Below are 20,029 nucleotides of genomic sequence, written 5' to 3'. Positions count from 1 at the left end.
TCCTTCAAATGTCCACGACATCAAATGTCCGGGAACGGATCGTCCTTCCGGCCCGCATCCTCGGTGAGCCAGATGCCATCGCCATCGACGAAGACGGCGCGTTCGGTCGGCAGCGCCCAGGCGATCTTGGCCTGGTCGGCATGGGCGACGAGGCGGGCATCGTTGTCGTGCTGGAGCAGGCGGATATAGCCGTCGCGCATCTCGACGACGTCGCCGGCGCGCGTCACGATCACCTCGTCGCGGGCGATCTCCACGCGGACCTCGCCATTGTCGATGACATGGCGGCCGCCATCGTCGGACGGTGCCGGGTGATCGGATGAGAAGCCGCCCGGATCGACCCAGCCCTGCGCCACCTCGCCGGAGGGCGAGACGACGCGCACCTGCTCGCCGACGCTCGGCGGGGACCATGTGCGGATGCCGCCGGCGCGCTCGCTCCAGGGCAGCCAGGGGGTGAGCACCGGGTTGCCGTCGCGGTCTTGCGCGATCTCCACGCGCACCAGCCCCCTGGCGGCGTCGAGCTCGGCCACCTTGCCGACGCGCACCGTATTGGCGAGCCGGCGCTCCACCTCGGCGAGCTGGATCTCGATGTCGCCCGCCCAGCTCATGGGGCGATCTCCGTGTCCGGGTCGCCGATGCGCACCGTCTGGGTCCACACCACGCCCCAAAGCGCGATGCCGGTCGTCTGGACCTCGCCGGAATAGAGGCTCTCGGCGGTGAGATCGCGCGCCGGGTGCACCTTGAGCTGCCCCCAGCGGCCGAGCTGGGCGGTCTCGATCACGCGCTGGACGTAGGCGAGCGCGGCATCGTCGCGCGTCCGCTCCGGGCGGTCCTTCGTCGCGATGAAGGCACCGATGCGAAGGCGCGCATCCTGCTCGCCGGTGTCGACCTGGCTCACCGCGCGGATGCCGAGCGCGGCGACCCGGATGGCGGGTGCCTTGACCGCGAAACGCTTGAGTTCGGCGACATCGAACCGGCCGCCATGGCGGTCGCAATCCTCGATGCCGTCGAGCGCGCCGAGCTCGGCGACGATGGCGTCCAGGAGATCCGCGATCCTGGGCATGCTCATGGCGTCCCCCCGAGGGGGTGCCCCCGATGGTCGCGTCGATGAAGTCGTCGATCACCTCCGCGATCTCCGCCTCGTTGTCGGCCGAGAGCCCCAGGAACGGCCGCGTGGGGATCGTCACCTCGCGGGCGAAGACCGTCTCGCCGCCGATCTCGAAGCTCAGCGCTTTGGCATTGCGCGGCTTGATCGTCATGCCGAACTGGTGGACGTCCGCATGCTCCCAGGCGGAGCCCCACTCGACTTCGTCCGAACCGACGCGATAGCCGATGGAGTCGCGCAGGTGCCGTCCGGTCTGAAGCAGGATGGAGGTGCCGGCCCGGTTCGGCGCCCAGGGCGTGCCGTCCGGCGCGGTCTTTTCCTCCTCGATCCGCCGGCGCGTCTGGCTTTCGCCCGTCGCCCCGATCACGTCGAGCAGGTCGTTTGTGGGCAGCTCGGCAAGCCGGTCGATGGCCGCGACCGCTTGCGCGAGCCCCTCGACATCGGCCGATATGGAGACAGACGACATCTAGAGCCCCCTTTCGCGGCGGAACAGGCGCTCGGGCGCGTCGAGCTCGGGAAGGTCCGGGGCGGTCGCCTCGGGCGTGCCGGCGGGGACATCGAGGGCGGCGCGGCCGGCGGCGACGTCCTTCAGCCAGTCGTGAGCGTGCTTGTGGCGGTAGGAGATCTCCTCGGTGAGGAGATCGGCGGTCGAGGCGAGGCGCCAGAGCGCGATGTCGACGCAGAGGGTGACCAGCACGTCGGGCACTGTCGACAGCGGCAGCGGGTAGCGCGCCGCGATATAGGAGTTGACGAAGGCCGTGGCGTCGGAGAGCGCGGCGGCGATCCGCGCGGTGTCGCGCGCCTCCGCCTCCATGTCCCAGGCGAGACGGTCGAGCTGGCCCGGATAGAGCCGGTCGATATCGGCCTCGGTCGCGTACATGGGGAGAGCTCACCTCGCTGGACGAAAATGCCCCCGGCGCACACCGTCGCCGGGGGCCCGAGTGGAGCGGCTGACGGCCGGCCGCTCCGGGGAGAACCTCAAGTCTCGGGCTTGCCGTCCGCCGTCTTGCGCGTGGCGACGAGCTGCGGGTCCGCCTCGATCGCGCCGATCTGTGCTTCTGTGAGATCGGCGACTGGGATCCGGACAGCCGCTCGCCCGAAGGCGAAGCCGGCCCGCCGGCGGCGGTCCTGCCGCGCGGTGACTTCCAGCACATCCGTGCCGGCCCCTGCCTCGTTGCCCTTTGCGGAGCCGGCCGTATCGCCGGCTCCGCCCTGGGCTGGCGGCTGGGGTGCATCGGTGGTGGCGGCCTTGTTCTCAGCCGCCTTTGTCTGGCTTTTCGCTGCCATGGGGGCCTCCGGTTACGCGAGCCAGGGCACGACGAGCAACTCGGCCGTTCCCGCCCATTTGTTGCTCTCGCCGCCATTGACGAGCATGGATTTGAGGATGTCGCGCCCGGCGCCCTCGTTGCCCGGTCCGACGACCAGGAGATTGGGCATCAGGCCGAGCGGACGGCCATAGTCGCCCTTCATGGCGGTCAGCGCCGTGCGGCCCGTCTCGTAGTTGGCGGGTGTGAGCGGCTGGGCGGAGCCCCAGCACATCTGCCAGAAGCCGAAGCCCGTGTTGAACCGGGCGTCCGTGCCGTACACGAACTCCTTGTTCATGAAGACGTTATCGTCCTTGAGATCGTCCTTGGCGACGAACTCGAAGTCCTTGCGCTTCTGGAGGATGACGGGCTTGAGCGGCCTGTTGGCCGCCATCAGGAACCAGGGCGCGCCAGCGCCGCCATCGGTATTGGCGACGGAGGTCTCGTTGCCGTCCTCGTCGAGCACCGGATGGTCGGTATCGAAATAGGCCTGCCCGTCATAGCAGGGCAGCTCGAAGCCCTTCTTCAGCGTGGAGAAGGTGATCAGGTCGTAGTGCGAACCGGCCGACGAACCCATCTCCTCGAACATCGGCTTGTAGATGCCGAGATTGTCGGTCTCGATGTCGTCGCGGTCGACCGCGATGGTCAGCTCCCAGGGCTTCTCCTTGATGGCGTAGTCGTGCTCCTGGAGGTTCTGGAGCGCGCGCGGGCCGACCCATTCGCGCACATTGGGAACCTTGCCGAGCCAGCCGTATTTCTGTTCCTTCGTCGAGGACGGCACGACGGTGGCGACGCGCTTGTACTGCGATGGCGCCTGGCCGAGGCCGGCCTGGAAGGACGATTTGAAGCCGACGCGAATGGCGTCGAGATTGGTCCTGTTGATCAGCATGGGATGTCCCTTGAGTTAGACGACGCCGAGGCGGACCCAGACGCCGAGCGCGTCGATATTGACGACCGGGCCGGCGACGGAACGCGTGCCGCCGCCATCGGTCGCCGCCACGGTCTGGTCGTCGACCACGTAGCAGTCGGCGCCGATATGGGTGCGGTCGACCGGGTCGGCCCCGTCATTGGCGACGCGGAAGATGCCGCGCCGTGTCGGCACGCGGAGATCCGCGTCTGCCCCGTCGCGATTGTCGATATGGGCTTCCGCCCGGCCGGCCGCGGTGAGATCGGCCGCCGTCGCGCCCGGCACGGCATGGCCGGTGGCGTCCAGGCAGACGATGGAGCCGGCGAAGATGCGCACGCCGCCCTTGGCGTCGTGCTCGTCGATGTCGCCGGCCGCGCGCGGCGTGTTGCGGTCCCGTGTCAGCGCCGTCATGTCAAGCGGTCTCCTCGTTCCTGGACTTGGCGTAGTCCTCCTCCGTCATGCCGAGCTGGCGGCAGACGGCTTTCTCCGTATCGGTCAGCGCGCCGGGGCCGCCGGGCGCATCCTTGTCGTCGAGGCCGGATTTGGCGACGACCTGCGGGGCGCTCTCCACGAAGGTCTTGAGCCGCTCCAGCCCGCCCTCCTCGCGGGCGGTCGCGACATAGAAGTCGCGATTGGCCGGGGCGATCTTGCCGGCCTTCACCGCACCGTCGACGAGCTCGGCGATCTCCGCCTCGCGGACTGCGTCTTCGCGCTCCGCCAGCGTCTGCTCGGCGGCCGTGGCCCGGGTGAGCGCCGCGTCGTAATCCGCGCGCGGCACGAACTTGTCCAGGCTCGGCGTTTCCGCTCGGGCCTGGGCCGACTGAAGGTCGCCCTTCAGCTTGCCGACGGCCTCGAGCGCGTCGGCTTTGGAGGCGTCGGGCTCGAGCCCGAGCGCCGCCAGGAGTTCCTTGTCCATCTCTGGCTCCTTGGGAGTGGTTTCGCGTGCAAGAGCCGGCATCACGAGCGCCGGCCGGTTGACCAGCCCCGCGCCGATGATGCGCACGACGCGGCGCGCCTTGTCGTGCAGGAGGCTCGGGGAGATGTAGCGATACTCGCGGCCCTCGACGGAGGCGCGGCCCCGCTCGGTCCATTCAACCCGACCCCAGATCGCGCCGTCGCGCTCGGCAAGCTCGGTAATCCAGCCGGCCGCCGGCGCCATACCGCCGTCGCCGGCGCGGTGATCCTGGGCATGTTCCCAGTCGACCGCCAGCTCGATGCCCGGCCGCATCGATGTCGCAATGACGGCGGCGGGATTGTCCAGCCGGAATGTGCGGCCGTCGATGGCGTGGCTCTCGCCGGCCGGAACGAGTTGCACCCATTCGGGCGCCGTCCCTTCGGCGGCCACGGCAAGCAGTGCCGGAAACAAGGTTGCGGATCGCTGCGTCATGTGGCCAGAATGGCGACAGCCGCCTGGCCGAATGCCCCCGACACCTGTCGGGGTCCAGCCGCCCCAGCTACAGACCCAGCTACAGATCGACCGGGCGGTCTCTCCTCACGATATCGATTGAAGGCAAATCGAAAGCGTTTGAAAGCGGGTGCGGCCGGCTCGAAGGGATCGGGCGCCGCCATGCCACAGGCAAGCCCTCACGGGGCGCGTATCCGTCTTCGGGGTTTCGGCGCGTGATAAAGAGTGCCCCGCTGATCGTTCCCCCCACCAGCGAGACACTCATACTCCCCCGGCCTATCTTACCGTGGGACCGACCGGCTACCGCCGGCGTCGGATTGTCCAGACAATCCCCACCCGTGGGACTGCTATCCGCTACAGCCGTTATCCGCGAGTGTCGCGATGGGCGACAGAACCGAGTGACGGTTCGGGATTACGCGTAGCGGAAGCTGCCGCGCTCGATAGGCTCGGAAACCGAGATATTCGGGGGAGAGAGTGATCGTCGCTCCGTCTTGCTGGCGTGCATCCGGCGCCGTTCGGCGCTGCACTCCTGAGACACTGCGATCTTATGGGTTTCCGGTTGCCCGGAAACATCAGGCGCGTGCCTGCATTTCAGGCAGATAAGCCTCATCCCAAAGCCCCCCTCCTTGGTTGAGTATCGTTGCCTCAGATTTTGCATCCCCCCAGAGAATGCGATGTCATCCTACGCAGAATCCGATGATCTCGTCTAGGTATAATTTGCTCGCCAAGCACTACCGCAGATGGTCGGGCATGAATCCTTTTATATGTGAATTTGGGATCTTAACAGTTCGCCCTCTGCCCGCCGGTCGCTCCCGCCGTGCGTCTTGAAGGCATAGCCATGCTCGTGAAGGAAGGCATAGAGATCGTCGATCCGCCGACCCGGGCCGGCGGGCGGATCGACGATCTCGACTTGATAGGGATACAGGCGATCGATCTGGCTTTTTGTGATCTTGCCTGTTCGACGGCTCACGACACTCTCCGCTATTGCAGATACGTCCAGAGCCCGGCCGCGAAACGCAAGCCAGCCGCCAGCGGAAAAAACAGCGCCATTGCGCAGGCAAGAGATGTCGCCTTGTCTCGGACCACATTGTAGCGAGGCACCTTCGGAGGCAGGATCGCTGTCGTGTATAGAGCCACGATGAGCCCGAAGACCGCCCAAGTGCCTGCCCACGCTATATGCGTCGAGACGAAGCCGCCGGAAGCCTTCTGAGCGATTGCAAAGAAGGTACCCGCGCCTGCGATTATGATGGAACAGCCTGTTATGATGCCGTTCACTTGCCCCTGGATGACCATCGCGCCGAGCTGGCGCTCGTCCGTTTTCTCGCCGTCCGGAGGTGCGGGTGCACCGCGCCATGCGCGTGATATCCACCACCACCACGCCACAGCAAGCGCGACGTCGAGGGCCGGCCAACGCGTCAGGATATCGCCCAAACAGGTGAGAAAGTCCGTCATTCAGTCATTGCCGACCAATGGCCTCACATTCAGGACCTTGTCGAAATAGGCGTCCGCTTTCGTCGGCCAAGTCGCATCGACCGTACTCCATGCCTTGTCCTGGCCCTCGCCCCAGTTGCTGGCAATCTCCACGGCCAGGGGCCCGACCGCCTCACGCAGGGTCGCCCGGACTTTCGAGTTGTAGAAGGCTGGCACCTCAGACTCCCAGTATTCCTGCACGAGCGGGGGTTTGTTGGGAGGCCCTATGCACTGGGCGGTTAACGCGGCCCGATAATCGTCATCTGAGGGCCTTTCGCGACTATTCCCTTTGGCGATTTTCTCCGCAATGACAGTGGTCGCCGCGAGAAACCCCATATACCGCGCCACGTCGGACGCTTCGGCCTCGGCCCAGTCAATCTCAAGCCTCTTGGATACCGGAAATTCCAGGGCGATCTCCTGGATGCGCTCCGGGACGATGATGGGGCCATCCTCCGCTGAAACGGTTGCGACAGAACCTGTCGCCAAGATGGCAACCATTGCACAAACGCTCCATGTTCTCATGTTCTCCCCCTTAACAGCCCTACTTGAAGACTACAGGAGAATTTGCGCGAAGCGGGAAATTTCGGTCGCCCGGCGTTTTCGGTAGAGCGGCAGCTCTTCGAGTTGCAAATGGAGGAGCAACACTTTATCTTCTGGAAAGCGGCCGTGCGAAATCGAAGGTGCCGGTGATGGCCACCGCGGAGGGGTCGCGTCCTCCCGGCCGCTTACTCCTCTTCCCCCACCTGCTTCAGTTTCTTGAGCATCCGGCGCCGGCTGGTCGGGTGTAGCGTGCGCACGAACAGGTGCCCCGTGGACGAGCGGCCGATGGCGAGGAACCAGAGCTTCCCGTCTATCTCGAGATAGAGATTGCGCGCGGTCGCCTGATGCACATCGGCGACGATGCGGCCCCGGTCGATGATCTCCTGGATCAGTCCGACGCGGCCGAGGTCGAACTTGTGCTTCGCCGTCTTCGTGACTGCCGTGTCGTTGGAGACGACGACGAGCGATCCGCGCGCGTCGAGGTCGCCAGCCAGGCGGGGCGCCACGGCGACGGGCATGTGGACGCGCTCCGGGAGCTTGGTCACCACCGCCGGCAGCGGGCCGGCCCACAGGTCGCGGATCTGGTCGCGGGCGCGGTCCGGGCCGGCGGCCTCGAGCGTCTCGACAGTCTTGCGCAGAAGCGTTCGGGCGCGCGCCTTTCCGGGATTGGTCTGCCAGCCGGGGTCGATGCCGACCGGAACGTGCGTCACCTCACCGGTGCGGCGATTGCGGAACGGTCGGGTTTCCAGCGTGATGGGGTCGGAGATGCCGCGCCGCATGGCCTCGCGCCGCGAGATCTGGCGGATGGCGCATTTGCAACCCCAGCCATTGGGCGTGAAAAGCCGGTCCCAGATCGGATCGTCCACCGGGCGCACGATGCCGGCCCATTGGAGATGTTCCTGGCGGGGCTCGAGGGAGGTGGTGCGGACATAGAGGAGATAGGGCAGCGCGGCCTTGGTGCGCTGGATGCGCTCCCACTGGCCGGCGGCGCGGGCGGCGCGCATGTTCGACCAGAAGATGGTCTTGAGCCTGCGGGGCTTTGAGAAGTCCACCACGCTGCGCTCGCCGGTCTCGGGATCGACGACGGTGCGCCGGCCCCACCAGCCAAGCTTCGAAAGCTCAGTCTGGATCCCCGCCTTCCAGCTTTCGAAGCCCTGGCCCTTCGCGATCGCCCGTTCGATGGAGCCTCGAAAGCTCGTCAACACGTCTTCCTCGACCGCCTTGGCGACCGTGAAGGCGTAGCCGTGCTCCTCGCCCCAGACATCCAGCCAGGAGAAGGCGGGCCTGAGATTCTTGGACGTGAAATACTCGCCGACCTCGGGCGCGACATTGGCGGGCGTGCGGAAGCTCTCAGCCCTCATCTCAGTCGCTCACATCGCCGAGGCCGCGCGCGATGGTCGTCAGGACGGCCAGGCGCCGGGCGAGCGTCTCGCCGTCCGGGTGCGCGCTCTTGAGGCGCTCTTCCAGATCCTCGAAGGACGTGGCCTCCTCGACGGCCTTCATGATCGGCTCGACGAGCGGCGCGGCGATCTCCTCCCACTCGTCGAGCTCGTCCTCGACCAGCTCGTCGATCTCGTCGGGCTCGGGCATTTCGCGGGCGAGCGTGTGGCCGTGGACCGGACAGCCGGAGCCGTGCCGGGCGCGGGCCTGGGCGGGTTGCGGATCCTCCGCCGGCGGCTCCCGGCCGGGCGGGGTGAGCAGCTCCTCGTCCTCGTCCGGATCCTCGAAGCCGATCTTGTCGCGCACCACCGACATGCCGACCTTGCCGCCGAGCTTCACGAACTTCTCGGTGGCCTCCATGAGCGCCTTGAGGTCTTCCGGGTCGGGCACCGGCAGGGCGACGCGGGGATACACCTCCTGGGGCCCGAAATTGAAGGCGACGAAGGGCTCGATGAGCTGGGCGTTGATGGTGGCGGCAAGATTGCGGGCATCCGCCTTCTGGATGTCGCGGCGGACCTCCTGGTGCTCCTTGGAGACGGCATGGCCGCCGGAGATCGCGTCGGTGGTCGTGGTCTGGCCGAGCACGATCTTGGAGACCTGCTCATCGAGATAGCGGCACTTCTTCTCAAACGCATCGGAGCCGCGCGAGGCCGACGCCTCGAGGATCTCGATCTCCATGCCTTCCGGTACGATGGCGGCGGCATCGCCGGCAATGCCGCGGACAGCGCGCATGAGGGTGTGCTTCTCCTCCGCCGTCGCGCCGGAGCGGTATTTGCCGAGCCGCCACGGGATCCCGTAGACCTCCAGAAAGGCCATCCAGTCCTTCGCGCTGAAGCCCTTGAGCATGAAGGACCACACCGCGATGCGGGCGAGCCCCGCGCGCCACGGCTTGCCCGTCTTGAGGCGGGCGAGGTGGACCATGAAGCCATAGGGGTTGAGGGCCACACCCTCCGGGTTGCCCTGGTCGCGCAGCATGACCGTCTTGCCGGTGCGGCGGTCGAACTGGAAGAACCACGGCTCGCGCCAGCGATACTCCGCCGGCACCCAGCGGCCCTTCTCCGTGCCCCAGACGATCTCCACCGCGGAGAAGCCCTTGCCGAGCGCGTCGGTCAGATCCTCCAGGGCGAAGGCGAAGTCCGGCCTGGCGATCAGCTCGCGCACCGCGTCGGCGATCTCCTGGTCGGGCTTGTCGTCGGAGGCAGCGACGACGGTCGGCTCGATCAGCGTGAGCGCCCGGCGGCGGTTGCCGAGCACGGTGGCATATTGCGGCTCGCGCTCCTCGATCTCTTCGGCCAGGATCAGGAAATCATGCAGGTCGCCCTCGTCGGCGCGGCGCAGGATGGAGGCGAGCCGGTCCGGCGTGAGACCGGTGGCGACGGGCTCCGTCCACACGCTGCGGATGCCGGTGAGCTCGGGCTCGGCCTGCGGCTCCATGAGGAGCTTGCGGCGGACAGGCCGCCCATCGGGACCGAGGATCGGGGATACAGGATCGGCCATCACCAGAGCCCTCGTTTGGTTTGCCAGCCCTCCGGCTCGAGGTCGCCGCGCGGCGCCTGCCAGAAGCGGTCGGCCGGCGCCTCGCGGGCCGGCGTGTATTCGTAGGCCACTGTGTCGTCCTCCGCCGCCGCCACGGCGAGCACGGCGGCGACGCCGGCATCGCCATGGCGCTGGCCGCCATCCGCGCCCTTCGTCTCGGCCGTCTGCGGGATCATGGGGATGCCGCGGATCATGCGGAACTGGCGGAGGTCCGTCTTCACGTCGGCGTCGCGTGGCAGCTCCATGGTTCGGTCCTCGAGGCGGGCCCTCAGGCGCGGCACGTGCTCCAGATACCAGGGCTGGGACAGCATCACGGCCTCGATCATCAGCGCGCCGTACTTCTGCATCGCATATTCAGCGAGATACTGCCCGTTACCGCGTGCGTCGTGCTTTCCACCGGAGAATCGTGGAAGCTTGTCAACCACGTGGAAGAGGATCTGCTCCTGCTGGCGGAACGGGACATTGCGAAGTTCCAGCGAGAAGGGCGTGCGCAGCACGAGATCGGGGCACTCCACAAGTGGCCAGAACACGGAGAGGTCACCGGACCGGCCGAAATCCCAGCCGTAATAGTGACGCAAGTCCTGGTCCAGAAGCTTGAGGTGTGGATCGACGTTCTCTGCAAGCCAGCCCGCCACTTCCGAATGGCGTACGACATCTGGCTTTAGCTCGAAGCCTTTCGGGCAAGCCAGGCGCAGGACGGGCGCGCGGGGCGTCATGCAGGCCTCGATCAGCGCGCCGGTGAGATAGACGCCCGAACCCTGACTCGGGATGCAGTCCAACTCCTCGGCCGCGTCCTCAGCATAGTACGCGCGGATCTCGTCGCGCCACGTCGCCTCCGCCTCCGGGGACCATTCGCGCCCTGTGACAAGACAGATGCGCTGATAGAGCCCCTGTTCCAACGCATCGTCGAAAGTGCAGCGCACCACCTTGCCAGGGCGACGCTTCTCGCGGATCTCCTGAATGAGTTGGTTGAACGGGTTGTCGACGCCGTTATGGGTGGAGATCACCAGCACCTTGCCGCCCCAGATGAGCAGCGCCATGGCGGCCTTGAGCAGCCCGGCGGCATCGTCGTGGAAGGCGAATTCGTCGAGGATCACATAGCCCTGGCGACCGCGCAGTGACCTTGGCCTTGATGACAAGGCGACAACCTCGAAGCCGGACGCAAAGGTGATCCGGAATGCCTGGATGGAATGCTCGATCCCCTTGGCATCCATTTCGATGAAGAGGAACTCGTCCACCTCACTGCACGCCGGGACGAAGGCCTTGGCCCACATGGCGCAGGTGTCAATGAACTCCCGAGCCATATCCAGATTATAGCCAATGTACAGCACGTCCATGCCGCCGGCCGACTTCTGCGCCCCGGCGGTGAGCACGGCATCGGCGCCGACACCCCATGTGAAACCAATGCGGCGGCTCTTGTCGGCAACTACGACGGCATAGGCCGAGGTTGCGGCGAGCAACTCGGCCTGTTTTGGCAGAAGGATCTCCGGCAGGGCCTTGCCGGCAAGCGGCTCCGGCAGCGCCTGGGTGGCGCGCCGGCGATGCGCCGCCCATTCCTCCGCGGTGACGGGACCGGCCTCGGCGTCCGCGACCGCGCTCATTCCGACACCCCGAGGATCTTCGCCTTGATCGCCTCGACGGTCTCGGCGGTGAGTCCGCGCGCCTCCGCCACCTTGTCGACGGCGTCTTCGGCTTTCTTTGCGAAGTCGGCCTCGACCTTGCGGCGCCGGTCAGTCGACACCGACTGCGCGGAGACGGCCGATTGCAGGGCACGCGCCAGCTCCATTGCGCCCTTGGGCGTGATGTCGCCGTCGCCTTCGAGCAGCTCGAAGACCAGCGTCTTGATCGTCTCCGCCACCATGACGGTGAGATCGTCGGCCTGGTCGGGGCCGAGGCGCTCGGTCAGCGCCGAGGCGATGGCGCGCGTCTCCTCCAGCCGGCGAGCCGAGGCGGCGAGACGGATGGCGTAGCGGTTGAAGGAAGACAGGGAGATCGGCTCGATCTCGATGCCCATATCCGCCGCGAGACCGGCGAGGCGCTTGTTGAACTCCTCGCAGATATCGACCTGGGTGTGCTTGCGCGCGCGCAGCTCCTGCATCGCCCAGGCGACGATGGGCTCGGCCTCCTCCGGCAGTTGCTCGATGGAGGAGAGACGCCCGCGTCCGGCGCGGCGGGCCATGGGCTCAAGCCTCCGGCCGGGAGGGTCGTTTGACGCCCTCGATCGCGACATTGCGAGTAAGGTGGCGCGCGCCGAGCTCGGTGAGTTGCGCCACACGCACGGTCCCGGCTTCGGTGATCGTCACCGCACCCATTTCGGCCAGGTAGTCGAGCTCGCCATGCACCCAGGCACGCGGGCGGGCGATACCGAACGTTTCGAGGGTGGCACGCAGAAGCTCCGAATTGAGCCGTTCGTCGGCCTGCTCCGACAGCGCGCGCAGGATGATCAGGCGGGCCTCCTCGCGGATAATGCGGTCCATGCTCATTTCTTGGCCTGCTCCAGGAGGAACTCCTGCAGTCGCTCGGAAATCGAGGCGACTGGCTGGAGGCGCTCGCTCAGGACGGCGATCTCGCCGCGAACCTCCGTCAGCGTCAGTTCCATGCGCTGGGTCATGTCCTTCGACGGCAGGTGCTGGAGTGTGGTCTCGACTTGGTCGAGCTGACGGTCGTGCTTGTTCACGCGCTTCTCCAGCGTGGCGATCTGCTCGGCATTGCCCCGCGAGCGCGCCGTGATCCAGGCATAGAGCGTGCCCGCGACCGAGACGACGAGCGCGAGCGAGGACAGCCAGGGCTGGATATCCGCCGCCGCCATCAGGGATGCCACCTGTGGAGTCGATTGCTCAGCACTTTGCGCTCCTTCATTCCGTGCTCCCGTTTCCGGGCTTCCAGCCGCACCGGCCGGCGCCATACATGTCGTGGACCAGGGTCTCGGTGACCTCGGCGTCGCTCATCGCGTCGATTGTCTTCTCGCTTGGGCGATCGGCCTCGCTATTGAGGCACCAGTCATCGGTCGCGGGCCCATTTGCGCAGCCGGCGACGGCGCTCGTCAGGAGACATACGGCGCACGCGCTCCTCCACATCTCGGCGCTCCTTTACGTGATTGAGGGTGTTTCGATAGGCGTCGCGACGGGCACTCAAATGTCCTTCACGGCGCCCCATGCCGAATGCCGCAAGCACGGATCCTGCGAAGACGGCGATACCGATTCCGATCAGCGTCGCCGTGCGGCCGATCTTGGAGAACAAAGCCGCGATCATGCCGCCTCCGCTCCCACGATCCGGCGAATGCGATCCTTCGCGGCATCGTCGAGGGCATAGCCGATCCCTCTGACTGTGCGGAGCTCGATCCCATGGACAGCGAGCCGCTGGCGCAGCTTGAAGGCGTGAGCGTCGAGGGTCTTGTCGCCGGGCCAATCCTGTTTGCGGTCGCCATAGAGCGCGACCAGGAGCGCTTCCTTGCCCACCACCTCACGCGACATCAACGCGCCGAGAAACCGGCTCTGCATGACCGTGAGCCCAAGGCGATACTGGCACTCCAGCATGCGCCCGGCCGGCCCGTAGAGAGCCTCCTCGAGCTGGCGCACCCGCTCGCGCAGGATCTCGACCTCGTCCTGGAGCTTCGCGGTCGTCTCATTGACGCCGGTCATGCAGACCCCTCCGCATTGCGCCTGGTCGCCACGATCCGCCACACCACGACGCCAACCACGAGCGAGACAGCGATACCCGCCACAAGCCCGGAGATCCCCACCGCCTCGGTGAGCGACCGGGCCATCTGCGCGACGTCGCTGCCCTGGCGCACCGCCGAGACCACATCGCCGGTCGACATGCCCACCGCCACGGCACCGCCTGCGACGCCGGCCGCCTGCTTTTTGCGGCGCTCCGCCGTCTTCGCTGCGATAGCCTTCTCGAGCGCATCGCGCGTCATCGGCCCGGCAATGCCGTCCGCGACGAGGCCGTGATCCTCCTGGAAGCGCCGGATGGCAGCCTCGGTCTTGCGCCCGACGATCCCGTCGACCGCAACCGGATAGCCGGCGGCGGTGAGGCTTTTCTGGAGGTCGCGGGCGAGATCGTGCTCGTCGGTCTGGCGGCTGAAGCTGCGATAGGCCCGCGCGAGCTTGGTGTGGTAGCCGCCGGCCGCATAGTTCGGGCCGTTATAGCCCCTCGCAAAGTCTCGCCAGTCCTGCCGGCGCAGCGCCCTGGAGAGGCCGAAGGTCTCGATATAGCGCACCATGAGCCAGAGCTGGCCGTCGAGCCCCGACCGCGCCGTCTGCCACATGGCCTCGACGCTCCTGAAGCCGAGCTTGAGGCAGTGGTCGCCCATCACCTGGCCGAGCCCCATGGAGATGGAGCGCAGGGCGGCATCCGTATCGATCTCCATGGCGCGGGCGAGCAGCTCGTAGCGCGCGCGATAGCTCGACGGGTTCTTGACCGCGCCGGCCTCCGGATGCGCCAGCCCGGCGGCGACCGCACGCTCCAGGAGGTGGGGCTTCCTGTTCGCCTTGCTCTTGAGGATGCGGTGGAAATAGTGCCCTTCGAAGCGGATCGGCGGCAGCTGCTCGCCATCCACGCGCCAGAAGGGCACGCCGGCGCTCTCCACCCAGGCGACGGCGAGCAGCGCGGCCGGCTCGAAACCGCGCTCCATGGCAATGGCCTCGACGGCCTCGCGCGCCGCCGCGTCGAAAGAGGATGTGGAAAGGCCCATGGGGTGCGCTCCGGTCAAGTCGATCGGATCGACGCTAATCGGGCGCTATCCCGAAATTGCCCCCGACAGGCGTCGGGGCGAGCGCTATGTCAGAAGAGGTTGCCCTGCCTGGGGTCGTGCGCCGACCGCATCCGCGCCCGGCGCCGCTCCACGGTGCGGCTGGTGTAGCCCACGGCGCGGGCGATCTCGCTCGTCGGCCGGCCTTCCGCGATCATGCGGTCGGCAATCCGCCTCATCTCCGCGATGGACCCTTGCGGCCCGAGCGGCAGGCGCAGCGAGATGCCGCCATGGCCGCTCGCGAAGTGCCGGCAGATCCTGTCCGCCGCCTCGCGGCCGACGCAGGCGGCGAGCCAGTGATCATCACTGCAAGCCGCCGGAATGTAAACCTCCGTGCCGCCGCGTTCGGCGGCGAGCTTGAGCGCGGCCTCAAGGCCGGCCGTCTCGGCGATCTCGGCGAGGATGGAGGGCAGCCAGCCGTAGCTCGTCACGATGCGCCCCCGACTTTCAGCTCGAGCTGCAATTGGCGCGCCGTGAGCTCGGAAAGTCGCGCCTGGAGCACGACACGGCGATGGCTGTGGAGCGGCAGGCGCGCCATGCGCGCGCAGATCGCGTCCCGCTCGCTCCGGAGCCGCTCGATATCGGCCAGGTCCTCCCAATGGAGGAGAGGCAGCGCCTCAGCCCTGGCCGACGTCCCCGCCATCACGCGGCCTCCTCCTGAACGCGGATACCGCGCAGGACGACGGTCATGGAGACACCGTCCAGGCGGCGGCGATAGACGAGACGCAGGGTGAGCGAGCCGTTCCTGCGCCACCAGGCTCCGGAGCGTCGGGTGAGCTCGTAACCCTCTGCCAGCCAGTGGCGATGCGACTGCCACACGGCGGCGGCGAGCGCCTCCATTTCCTGGCACGACAGGTCCGCCCTCCACGATTTCCGCCGCCGCCTGCCCATCATGCGCTCCCCTGGCGGGCCGGCCGGCGGATCGCCCGGCCGAGCTCGCGGGCCAGATCGTCCAGGTCCGCGTCGCTGAGGTCGTGGAATGAAACAGGGAGATCCGCGGGCCGGCCAAGCGCATCGAGCCGCCGGCGCTGCGCATCGACCACGGCGATCTTGCGCCAGCGGGTGAGCGACAGGTCCAGGCTGCGCAGCTCGGCCGCCGGCAGATCCCACACGACATCGGCCCCGCGCGCGATCCAGCTTTTGAGCGCCTCGATCACCTGGCGACCCTCGGCTGGATCGCGGACCCAGTTGAGATGGTCGATCCCGGTCTGCCGGCGCACGAAGGACACCAGCGCCCGGTCGGTCCGGTCGCGGACAAGCCCGAGATTCCAGGCGGAGATCCACAGCGCCCGGCACACCCCGGCATAGGGGCCGTCGAGCCGTTGCGCGCCTCGGGCGGTCTTCGAAGCGGTCTCGACGCCATCTCCGGACCGGTTCGAAACCAGCTTGAGATGGTCGATCACCGCGATCGCCTCCGCCCGCGACAGCGCCGTCGACGAGCGCTTGCCCGTGCGCGTCTCCAGCATGTCGCGATAGGCCTCCTCGTCGAGGCCGGCGCGGGCCTTGAGCGCGTGGATCGCGCCGATCTGCGCCTTGGTGACGGTCGCGGTCATTCCGGCCTCCAGTCGTCGCCGCACCAATGCCGGGCGCGAGCTTCCCAGGCCTCGCGTCCAGGCTCCCAGCGCACCGCCAGCCCCTCGCGCATGAGGATCTTGCCGACATCCTCGTCGCCAACGATCAGATGCACGAGAGGCCGGCCCCACCGGTCATGCGTGCCCGAGCGGTCGATCACGACCAGCCGGTCGGCGATCAACCGGGAAAGGCGCTCCGCCGCAAGGTGGCCGAGATCCTCCTCCACGGCGCAGCGCGGGCTGTTGCTCTCGGGCGTATCGATGTCGAGGAGCCGCATGCGCTGATCGCCGATCGCGATCGTGTCGCCGTCGACGATGCGGATGCGCTCCCCACCCACTGTCTCGGCCGACGCGGGAGCGGCAGCGAGGGTGAGCATGGCGAGCGCCGAAACGGAGACGGCAAATCTGGTCATCATGGGAGATACCTCTCGATTTCGCGTGCGGCCTGGTAGAGGTCGAGCAGCGGCACGATGTCGGGACCGTGCGCCCCTGGCACGATCGGACGCAGATATCGCTGCCCGTCCTCGTTCACAATCTCGAAAGAGCCGGAGCAAAACGCCCGTGCGAGAGCTTCCTCGATCTCCTGGATGCGCCGTTCGACGGGAAGGCGATCGAACGCACTCATGACAGGCTCCATTTGCCGTCTACGAGATCGTCGAGCCACTGCGGGTTCTGATGCTCCGCGAAGCGACCCGACACCGCCTCCATGTCCCTTACGAGCTGGAGCAGACTCTCCCCATGGCGGGCTTCGTCGGGCGTCGCCGATCCGGGAACAGGAACGATTTGGCCATGTTCGTCCTGCCTGAGTTCGCAAATGACCTCGACCATCGCTTCGAGTTCGCCTCGAATGACCTCCAGAGCACGGTCGATCAGTTCGACGGGGACTGGATAGCTCACAGCGACCTCCCTTCCGCGAGCGCGTCGGCGAGATGCGCCTCGAGCTCCTCGAACGCGCCGTCGATCAGCCGGTCGCACTCGCTGACGACGCACTCGTCGACATCGCCATAGCAGCCGCCGATCTCGGTCAGCAGGTGCTTGATCTTCTCAACACGCCGCATCGAGAAGCTGTGCGCGCGCTTCGGCGACCAATTCGTGAGGGACTGGAACTGTGCCATCACCCATCCCTCCCGAGCCTGCGCCGCGCTCCGGCGCACCAGTTCCTGAGCGCGCCCAGTTGCGACGATGTGCTGGACGCGGAGAAGCCGGCCATGCGAAAGACATGCTCCGATCCCGTCTCGCGATACCGCGCACCGTCGTCGCGGGCGAACTCGTCGACGATCTCCGCCGTTGCCGCCTTCACCTTGGGCCAGTCGCTGTAGTCGTTGAGCTCGGGCACCTGGGCGAGACGGCTTTCCAGCCGATCGACCAGGCCCTCGAGCCGTGTGGTTGCGTCCGTCATCGCCGCCTCCCTCACGCCTTGGCAAGGTCGATGGTGATGGCGCGCCACTGATCGTCCGGCCGGTCCCGCTCGTAGAAGCGGATATAGACCTTGGAGCCGACGACGCGGATCGCGTCGCGGATCGCCTGCATGGCCTGCTGCCAGCGGGCGTCCTCGATCTCCATCCGAAGCAGCATGAAGAGCTCCGCCCGGTTGATCTGGCCCTCCTTGTCGACATTGAAGGCGCGCGTGACGATGGCGCGGATCTCGCTGCGCGCATCTTCCGACCATTCCGCCAGGCACTCGTCGACAAGGCTTTTGGCGACCTGGAGCTGCGGGCCGAACTCGATGAGGTCGGAGACCTGGACCGACACCTTCCTGGTACCGTCGAAGGTCATGAAGGACTTGTTGCCCTTCACGCCGCCCTTCGTCGCGCCGTATTCCTGGGCGAGCAGCGCCTCGAAGCTGCCGAGATCCTCGAAGCAATGCCCCTTGAAGCGCGCGATCTGTGCGGAGAGCTCGGCGGCGTAGCCGTGGATCTTGCGCACCAGCTCGTCCTCGAGCTTCACGGCGGGCTTGATGGTCTCCACCGGCACGAGCGCGCCCTTGGCGTCGGGCATGTAGGCCTTGCCGGACACCATGACGGTGCCGTCGTCGGCCGGTGTTGTGGTGGTTTCAGTCGACATATGCAGTCTCCCTTTCGAAATTCTCGCGAAGGGCCTTCAAGGCCCGGTCGAGGCGTGCTTGAGCGCCGCGCTCCCCATGGGTCCATTGCGCCTGCTTGAGGTCGCGGTCGGCCTCGAGCACCTCAGCCACAGCGCGGTAGAGATCGAATTCGGATTCCCTGTCCCGAGGCTCGGACCGGAACCTCTTCATGGGGCCGGTCATCATCTTGGAGCTGTCTGTCAACTCCTGCGCGGACACCGCACTGGCGAGCGCCGTGATCTCGGGGATCGACACAATGGGCACGCCACGCGGCGTGGCGAGGATCCGCCTTGCAACGGCGACGGGATCGACGTCCTCCGGCCCGTTCGCATGAAACCGTGCCAGCGTCCGCGCCGTGGCCTCCACGGCCAGGACCACATCGTCGGTCTGTTGCCGGAAGTCGGCATCGCGCTCGCGCAGCTCGTCGACGACGCGCACGGCATGCGAGACGGTGGCGTGATCGCGACCGCCGACAAACCGGCCGATATCGGTGAGGGACCGTGTCGTTAGGCGCTTCGCGGCCCACATGGCGACCTGCCGCGCCCGCGAAACCCTTTGCGGCCGGCGGTGCGACAGGAGATCGACGACCGAGAGGCCGTAATACTCCGCGACGGCCTCCACGATCAGCCGGCAGGTGATCGGTTCAGGCTGCATCGTCGCCTCCTCCCGTGGACCGCGCTGCCGCCCGCTGTCCGGGGAACGGCAGCACATGACCGCGCTCGCCCCGGAACATGGCGAGCGTCTCCTCCATGTTCCGGGCTTCGACTTGAAAGGCCGTGAGCGAGGCGACGACGGTGCGGACGGCCTCCGGCTCCATCGCCATGCCGTCCTGTTCGTAGTCGCGAAACCGGTCGCGCAGGGCCTCGAGAGCGTGGCTCAGCATGTCAAAGCTCCTCTTCGCCGCGGTCCGCCCAGGCGGCCTTTATGTCCGCCACCGTCACCGTCCGGTCCTCGCCGGCCGCATACATGCCGGCGAGTTGCAGGGTCTTGGTGATCTGGCGGAGCGCGCCGGGCTTGCGGCCAAGCGCGCGGGCCACCTTCGCGACTTTCTCGTCCTCGATCCCCCAGGCGGCGATGAGATCGTCGACATCGCCCGCGAGCGGCTGGAGTCGGCGCATCCGCTTGCCTATGCGCCCGTGTATCTGCGCATAGGCCGGCACCGCCTTGTGCCCGCCGAAGCGCCCGTACAATTCTTCATTGCCCAGGAGGGCAATCCCGCAGCCATATTCGTCGAGGAAGTAGCGCAACTCGTTGACAGCCTGGTCGGAGAGGTTCTGCGCCTCGTCAACGATCAAAAGCGTGTCGCGGCCGTTGCGGCGCAGCTTCTCGCCGAGCGCCCTGTCTAGCCGGCCGGGATTGCTCTCATTGACGTCGAGCGCCCGGGAGAGCTCGACCAGCATGCCGTGTACCGACGAGGTAGTCGGGCGCATGGTTACGAGAAAGGCGTGCGGCCTAGTCTCCACATAGTGGCGTGCCGTCATGGTCTTGCCCATGCCGGCGCCGAGCGTCACCACCGCCATCTCGCCGAGCGTCTGCGCATAGAGCAGCATGTCGGAAAGCTCGCGCGAGGTCGGCGTGGCCACATAGCCGGGCGCCCTGGGGATCCGCGCCGCCGTCGCGGCGACCTCCGCGACGCTGTCGAGCCAGCGGGAGACCTTCGCCGAGACATTGGCGAAGGAACCGGCATAATTGCCGTCATACCATTGCGACAGCGTACCGGTGGCGATGCCCGACCGGCGCGCAACCTCCGATTTCGACCAGCCATAGCGCGCCGCGATCTCGGCCATGCGTTGCGTGAGATCGCCCCAAATCTTGAGGTCGTCGTCCCCGATTTCGGGCGCGTATCGGGGCGCTGGCCACTCTTGCGTTTTCGTTGCCGTCATGTGAGTTTTCCCTTGCTTAAGCTGCCTTCTTTGGG

Annotated in this window: 32 protein-coding genes and 1 pseudogene; all 33 read right to left on the bottom strand. The window is 67.1% G+C overall.

The features are described from left to right. Nucleotides 1–20: 20 nt before the first annotated feature. The 33 genes and pseudogenes from HW532_RS22230 to HW532_RS18415 all read right to left on the bottom strand — a co-directional run bounded on the left by HW532_RS22230 (nt 21) and on the right by HW532_RS18415 (nt 19,994). Nucleotides 21–605: a phage baseplate assembly protein V gene (locus tag HW532_RS22230; RefSeq protein ID WP_246479999.1), complete on the bottom strand. Its 585-nt coding sequence runs from the start codon at nt 603–605 to the stop codon at nt 21–23. Beyond that, entirely contained in the window at nt 602–1,060 is a 459-nt protein-coding gene (locus tag HW532_RS22225; protein ID WP_246480016.1) for a hypothetical protein, read from the bottom strand. The genes HW532_RS22230 and HW532_RS22225 overlap by 4 nt, the downstream gene beginning before the upstream one ends. Before the next feature lie 109 nt (nt 1,061–1,169). Then, a pseudogene (locus HW532_RS22220) lies at nt 1,170–1,568 on the bottom strand (phage virion morphogenesis family protein); the annotation flags it as partial. Continuing rightward, a complete protein-coding gene (locus HW532_RS18560) occupies nt 1,569–1,982 on the bottom strand; it encodes a gp436 family protein (protein WP_213161886.1) in 414 nt (137 codons plus the stop codon). It lies immediately after the preceding pseudogene. Nucleotides 1,983–2,080: 98 nt separating this feature from the next. Continuing rightward, a complete protein-coding gene (locus tag HW532_RS18555; protein ID WP_213161885.1) occupies nt 2,081–2,389 on the bottom strand; it encodes an HI1506-related protein in 309 nt (102 codons plus the stop codon). Between the two features lie 12 nt (nt 2,390–2,401). Beyond that, on the bottom strand, nt 2,402–3,295 hold the full coding sequence (locus HW532_RS18550) for a Mu-like prophage major head subunit gpT family protein (protein ID WP_213161884.1): 894 nt from the start codon (nt 3,293–3,295) through the stop codon (nt 2,402–2,404). A gap of 15 nt (nt 3,296–3,310) precedes the next feature. Then, complete coding sequence (locus tag HW532_RS18545; RefSeq protein WP_213161883.1) at nt 3,311–3,724, bottom strand: hypothetical protein; 414 nt, start codon at nt 3,722–3,724, stop codon at nt 3,311–3,313. Between the two features lies 1 nt (nt 3,725). Beyond that, nucleotides 3,726–4,628: a phage protease gene (locus HW532_RS18540; protein WP_213161882.1), complete on the bottom strand. Its 903-nt coding sequence runs from the start codon at nt 4,626–4,628 to the stop codon at nt 3,726–3,728. Between the two features lie 850 nt (nt 4,629–5,478). Continuing rightward, complete coding sequence (locus HW532_RS18535; RefSeq protein ID WP_213161881.1) at nt 5,479–5,688, bottom strand: hypothetical protein; 210 nt, start codon at nt 5,686–5,688, stop codon at nt 5,479–5,481. A gap of 11 nt (nt 5,689–5,699) precedes the next feature. After that, complete coding sequence (locus HW532_RS18530; protein WP_213161880.1) at nt 5,700–6,170, bottom strand: hypothetical protein; 471 nt, start codon at nt 6,168–6,170, stop codon at nt 5,700–5,702. Beyond that, the gene (locus HW532_RS18525) at nt 6,171–6,686 is read right to left on the bottom strand and encodes a hypothetical protein (RefSeq protein WP_213161879.1); all 516 of its coding nucleotides are present in this window, start codon (nt 6,684–6,686) and stop codon (nt 6,171–6,173) included. It abuts the gene before it with no gap. Nucleotides 6,687–6,913: 227 nt separating this feature from the next. Next, on the bottom strand, nt 6,914–8,089 hold the full coding sequence (locus HW532_RS18520) for a phage head morphogenesis protein (protein ID WP_213161878.1): 1,176 nt from the start codon (nt 8,087–8,089) through the stop codon (nt 6,914–6,916). Nucleotide 8,090: 1 nt separating this feature from the next. Next, entirely contained in the window at nt 8,091–9,665 is a 1,575-nt protein-coding gene (locus HW532_RS18515) for a DUF935 domain-containing protein (protein ID WP_213161877.1), read from the bottom strand. Next, a complete protein-coding gene (locus HW532_RS18510; protein ID WP_213161876.1) occupies nt 9,665–11,305 on the bottom strand; it encodes a hypothetical protein in 1,641 nt (546 codons plus the stop codon). Before HW532_RS18510 ends, HW532_RS18515 begins: the two co-directional genes overlap by 1 nt. Continuing rightward, nucleotides 11,302–11,883, bottom strand: a complete 582-nt coding sequence (locus tag HW532_RS18505; protein ID WP_213161875.1) for a DUF3486 family protein — start codon at nt 11,881–11,883, stop codon at nt 11,302–11,304. Before HW532_RS18505 ends, HW532_RS18510 begins: the two co-directional genes overlap by 4 nt. A 4-nt stretch (nt 11,884–11,887) precedes the next feature. Further along, entirely contained in the window at nt 11,888–12,181 is a 294-nt protein-coding gene (locus HW532_RS18500; protein WP_343068634.1) for a VpaChn25_0724 family phage protein, read from the bottom strand. Between the two features lie 2 nt (nt 12,182–12,183). Further along, nucleotides 12,184–12,513, bottom strand: a complete 330-nt coding sequence (locus HW532_RS18495; protein WP_213161873.1) for a DUF2730 family protein — start codon at nt 12,511–12,513, stop codon at nt 12,184–12,186. A 191-nt stretch (nt 12,514–12,704) separates the two neighbouring features. Next, nucleotides 12,705–12,956, bottom strand: a complete 252-nt coding sequence (locus HW532_RS18490; protein ID WP_213161872.1) for a hypothetical protein — start codon at nt 12,954–12,956, stop codon at nt 12,705–12,707. Beyond that, nucleotides 12,953–13,345: a winged helix-turn-helix domain-containing protein gene (locus HW532_RS18485; protein WP_213161871.1), complete on the bottom strand. Its 393-nt coding sequence runs from the start codon at nt 13,343–13,345 to the stop codon at nt 12,953–12,955. The genes HW532_RS18490 and HW532_RS18485 overlap by 4 nt, the downstream gene beginning before the upstream one ends. Further along, a complete protein-coding gene (locus HW532_RS18480) occupies nt 13,342–14,400 on the bottom strand; it encodes an N-acetylmuramidase domain-containing protein (protein ID WP_213161870.1) in 1,059 nt (352 codons plus the stop codon). Before HW532_RS18480 ends, HW532_RS18485 begins: the two co-directional genes overlap by 4 nt. A gap of 89 nt (nt 14,401–14,489) precedes the next feature. Then, nucleotides 14,490–14,888 carry a hypothetical protein gene (locus HW532_RS18475; RefSeq protein WP_213161869.1) on the bottom strand — a complete coding sequence of 133 codons (399 nt, stop codon included), beginning with the start codon at nt 14,886–14,888 and terminating at the stop codon, nt 14,490–14,492. After that, nucleotides 14,885–15,100 (bottom strand): hypothetical protein, encoded by a 216-nt coding sequence (locus HW532_RS18470; RefSeq protein WP_213161868.1) that lies wholly within the window; start codon nt 15,098–15,100, stop codon nt 14,885–14,887. The genes HW532_RS18475 and HW532_RS18470 overlap by 4 nt, the downstream gene beginning before the upstream one ends. Further along, nucleotides 15,100–15,351 (bottom strand): hypothetical protein, encoded by a 252-nt coding sequence (locus tag HW532_RS18465; RefSeq protein ID WP_213161867.1) that lies wholly within the window; start codon nt 15,349–15,351, stop codon nt 15,100–15,102. Before HW532_RS18465 ends, HW532_RS18470 begins: the two co-directional genes overlap by 1 nt. Next, complete coding sequence (locus HW532_RS18460) at nt 15,348–16,010, bottom strand: regulatory protein GemA (RefSeq protein WP_213161866.1); 663 nt, start codon at nt 16,008–16,010, stop codon at nt 15,348–15,350. Before HW532_RS18460 ends, HW532_RS18465 begins: the two co-directional genes overlap by 4 nt. Further along, the gene (locus HW532_RS18455; RefSeq protein ID WP_246479299.1) at nt 16,007–16,444 is read right to left on the bottom strand and encodes a thermonuclease family protein; all 438 of its coding nucleotides are present in this window, start codon (nt 16,442–16,444) and stop codon (nt 16,007–16,009) included. The genes HW532_RS18460 and HW532_RS18455 overlap by 4 nt, the downstream gene beginning before the upstream one ends. Then, nucleotides 16,441–16,653, bottom strand: a complete 213-nt coding sequence (locus HW532_RS18450; protein ID WP_213161865.1) for a hypothetical protein — start codon at nt 16,651–16,653, stop codon at nt 16,441–16,443. Before HW532_RS18450 ends, HW532_RS18455 begins: the two co-directional genes overlap by 4 nt. Next, entirely contained in the window at nt 16,650–16,925 is a 276-nt protein-coding gene (locus HW532_RS18445; protein WP_213161864.1) for a hypothetical protein, read from the bottom strand. The genes HW532_RS18450 and HW532_RS18445 overlap by 4 nt, the downstream gene beginning before the upstream one ends. After that, nucleotides 16,922–17,143: a hypothetical protein gene (locus tag HW532_RS18440; protein ID WP_213161863.1), complete on the bottom strand. Its 222-nt coding sequence runs from the start codon at nt 17,141–17,143 to the stop codon at nt 16,922–16,924. The genes HW532_RS18445 and HW532_RS18440 overlap by 4 nt, the downstream gene beginning before the upstream one ends. Beyond that, nucleotides 17,143–17,427 carry a hypothetical protein gene (locus HW532_RS18435; RefSeq protein WP_213161862.1) on the bottom strand — a complete coding sequence of 95 codons (285 nt, stop codon included), beginning with the start codon at nt 17,425–17,427 and terminating at the stop codon, nt 17,143–17,145. The genes HW532_RS18440 and HW532_RS18435 overlap by 1 nt, the downstream gene beginning before the upstream one ends. Before the next feature lie 11 nt (nt 17,428–17,438). Beyond that, the gene (locus HW532_RS18430; protein ID WP_213161861.1) at nt 17,439–18,092 is read right to left on the bottom strand and encodes a DUF3164 family protein; all 654 of its coding nucleotides are present in this window, start codon (nt 18,090–18,092) and stop codon (nt 17,439–17,441) included. Next, nucleotides 18,082–18,765: a helix-turn-helix domain-containing protein gene (locus HW532_RS18425; protein WP_246479298.1), complete on the bottom strand. Its 684-nt coding sequence runs from the start codon at nt 18,763–18,765 to the stop codon at nt 18,082–18,084. Before HW532_RS18425 ends, HW532_RS18430 begins: the two co-directional genes overlap by 11 nt. Then, nucleotides 18,755–18,994, bottom strand: a complete 240-nt coding sequence (locus tag HW532_RS18420; protein ID WP_213161859.1) for a hypothetical protein — start codon at nt 18,992–18,994, stop codon at nt 18,755–18,757. Before HW532_RS18420 ends, HW532_RS18425 begins: the two co-directional genes overlap by 11 nt. A gap of 1 nt (nt 18,995) precedes the next feature. Continuing rightward, the gene (locus HW532_RS18415; RefSeq protein ID WP_213161858.1) at nt 18,996–19,994 is read right to left on the bottom strand and encodes an AAA family ATPase; all 999 of its coding nucleotides are present in this window, start codon (nt 19,992–19,994) and stop codon (nt 18,996–18,998) included. Nucleotides 19,995–20,029 lie beyond the last annotated feature (35 nt).

Origin of the sequence: Kaustia mangrovi, assembly GCF_015482775.1 — a bacterium.
Lineage (GTDB): Bacteria > Pseudomonadota > Alphaproteobacteria > Rhizobiales > Im1 > Kaustia > Kaustia mangrovi.
The sequence above is the reverse complement of the archived record's forward strand: the minus strand, read 5'-3'. Positions and strand labels throughout refer to the sequence as shown.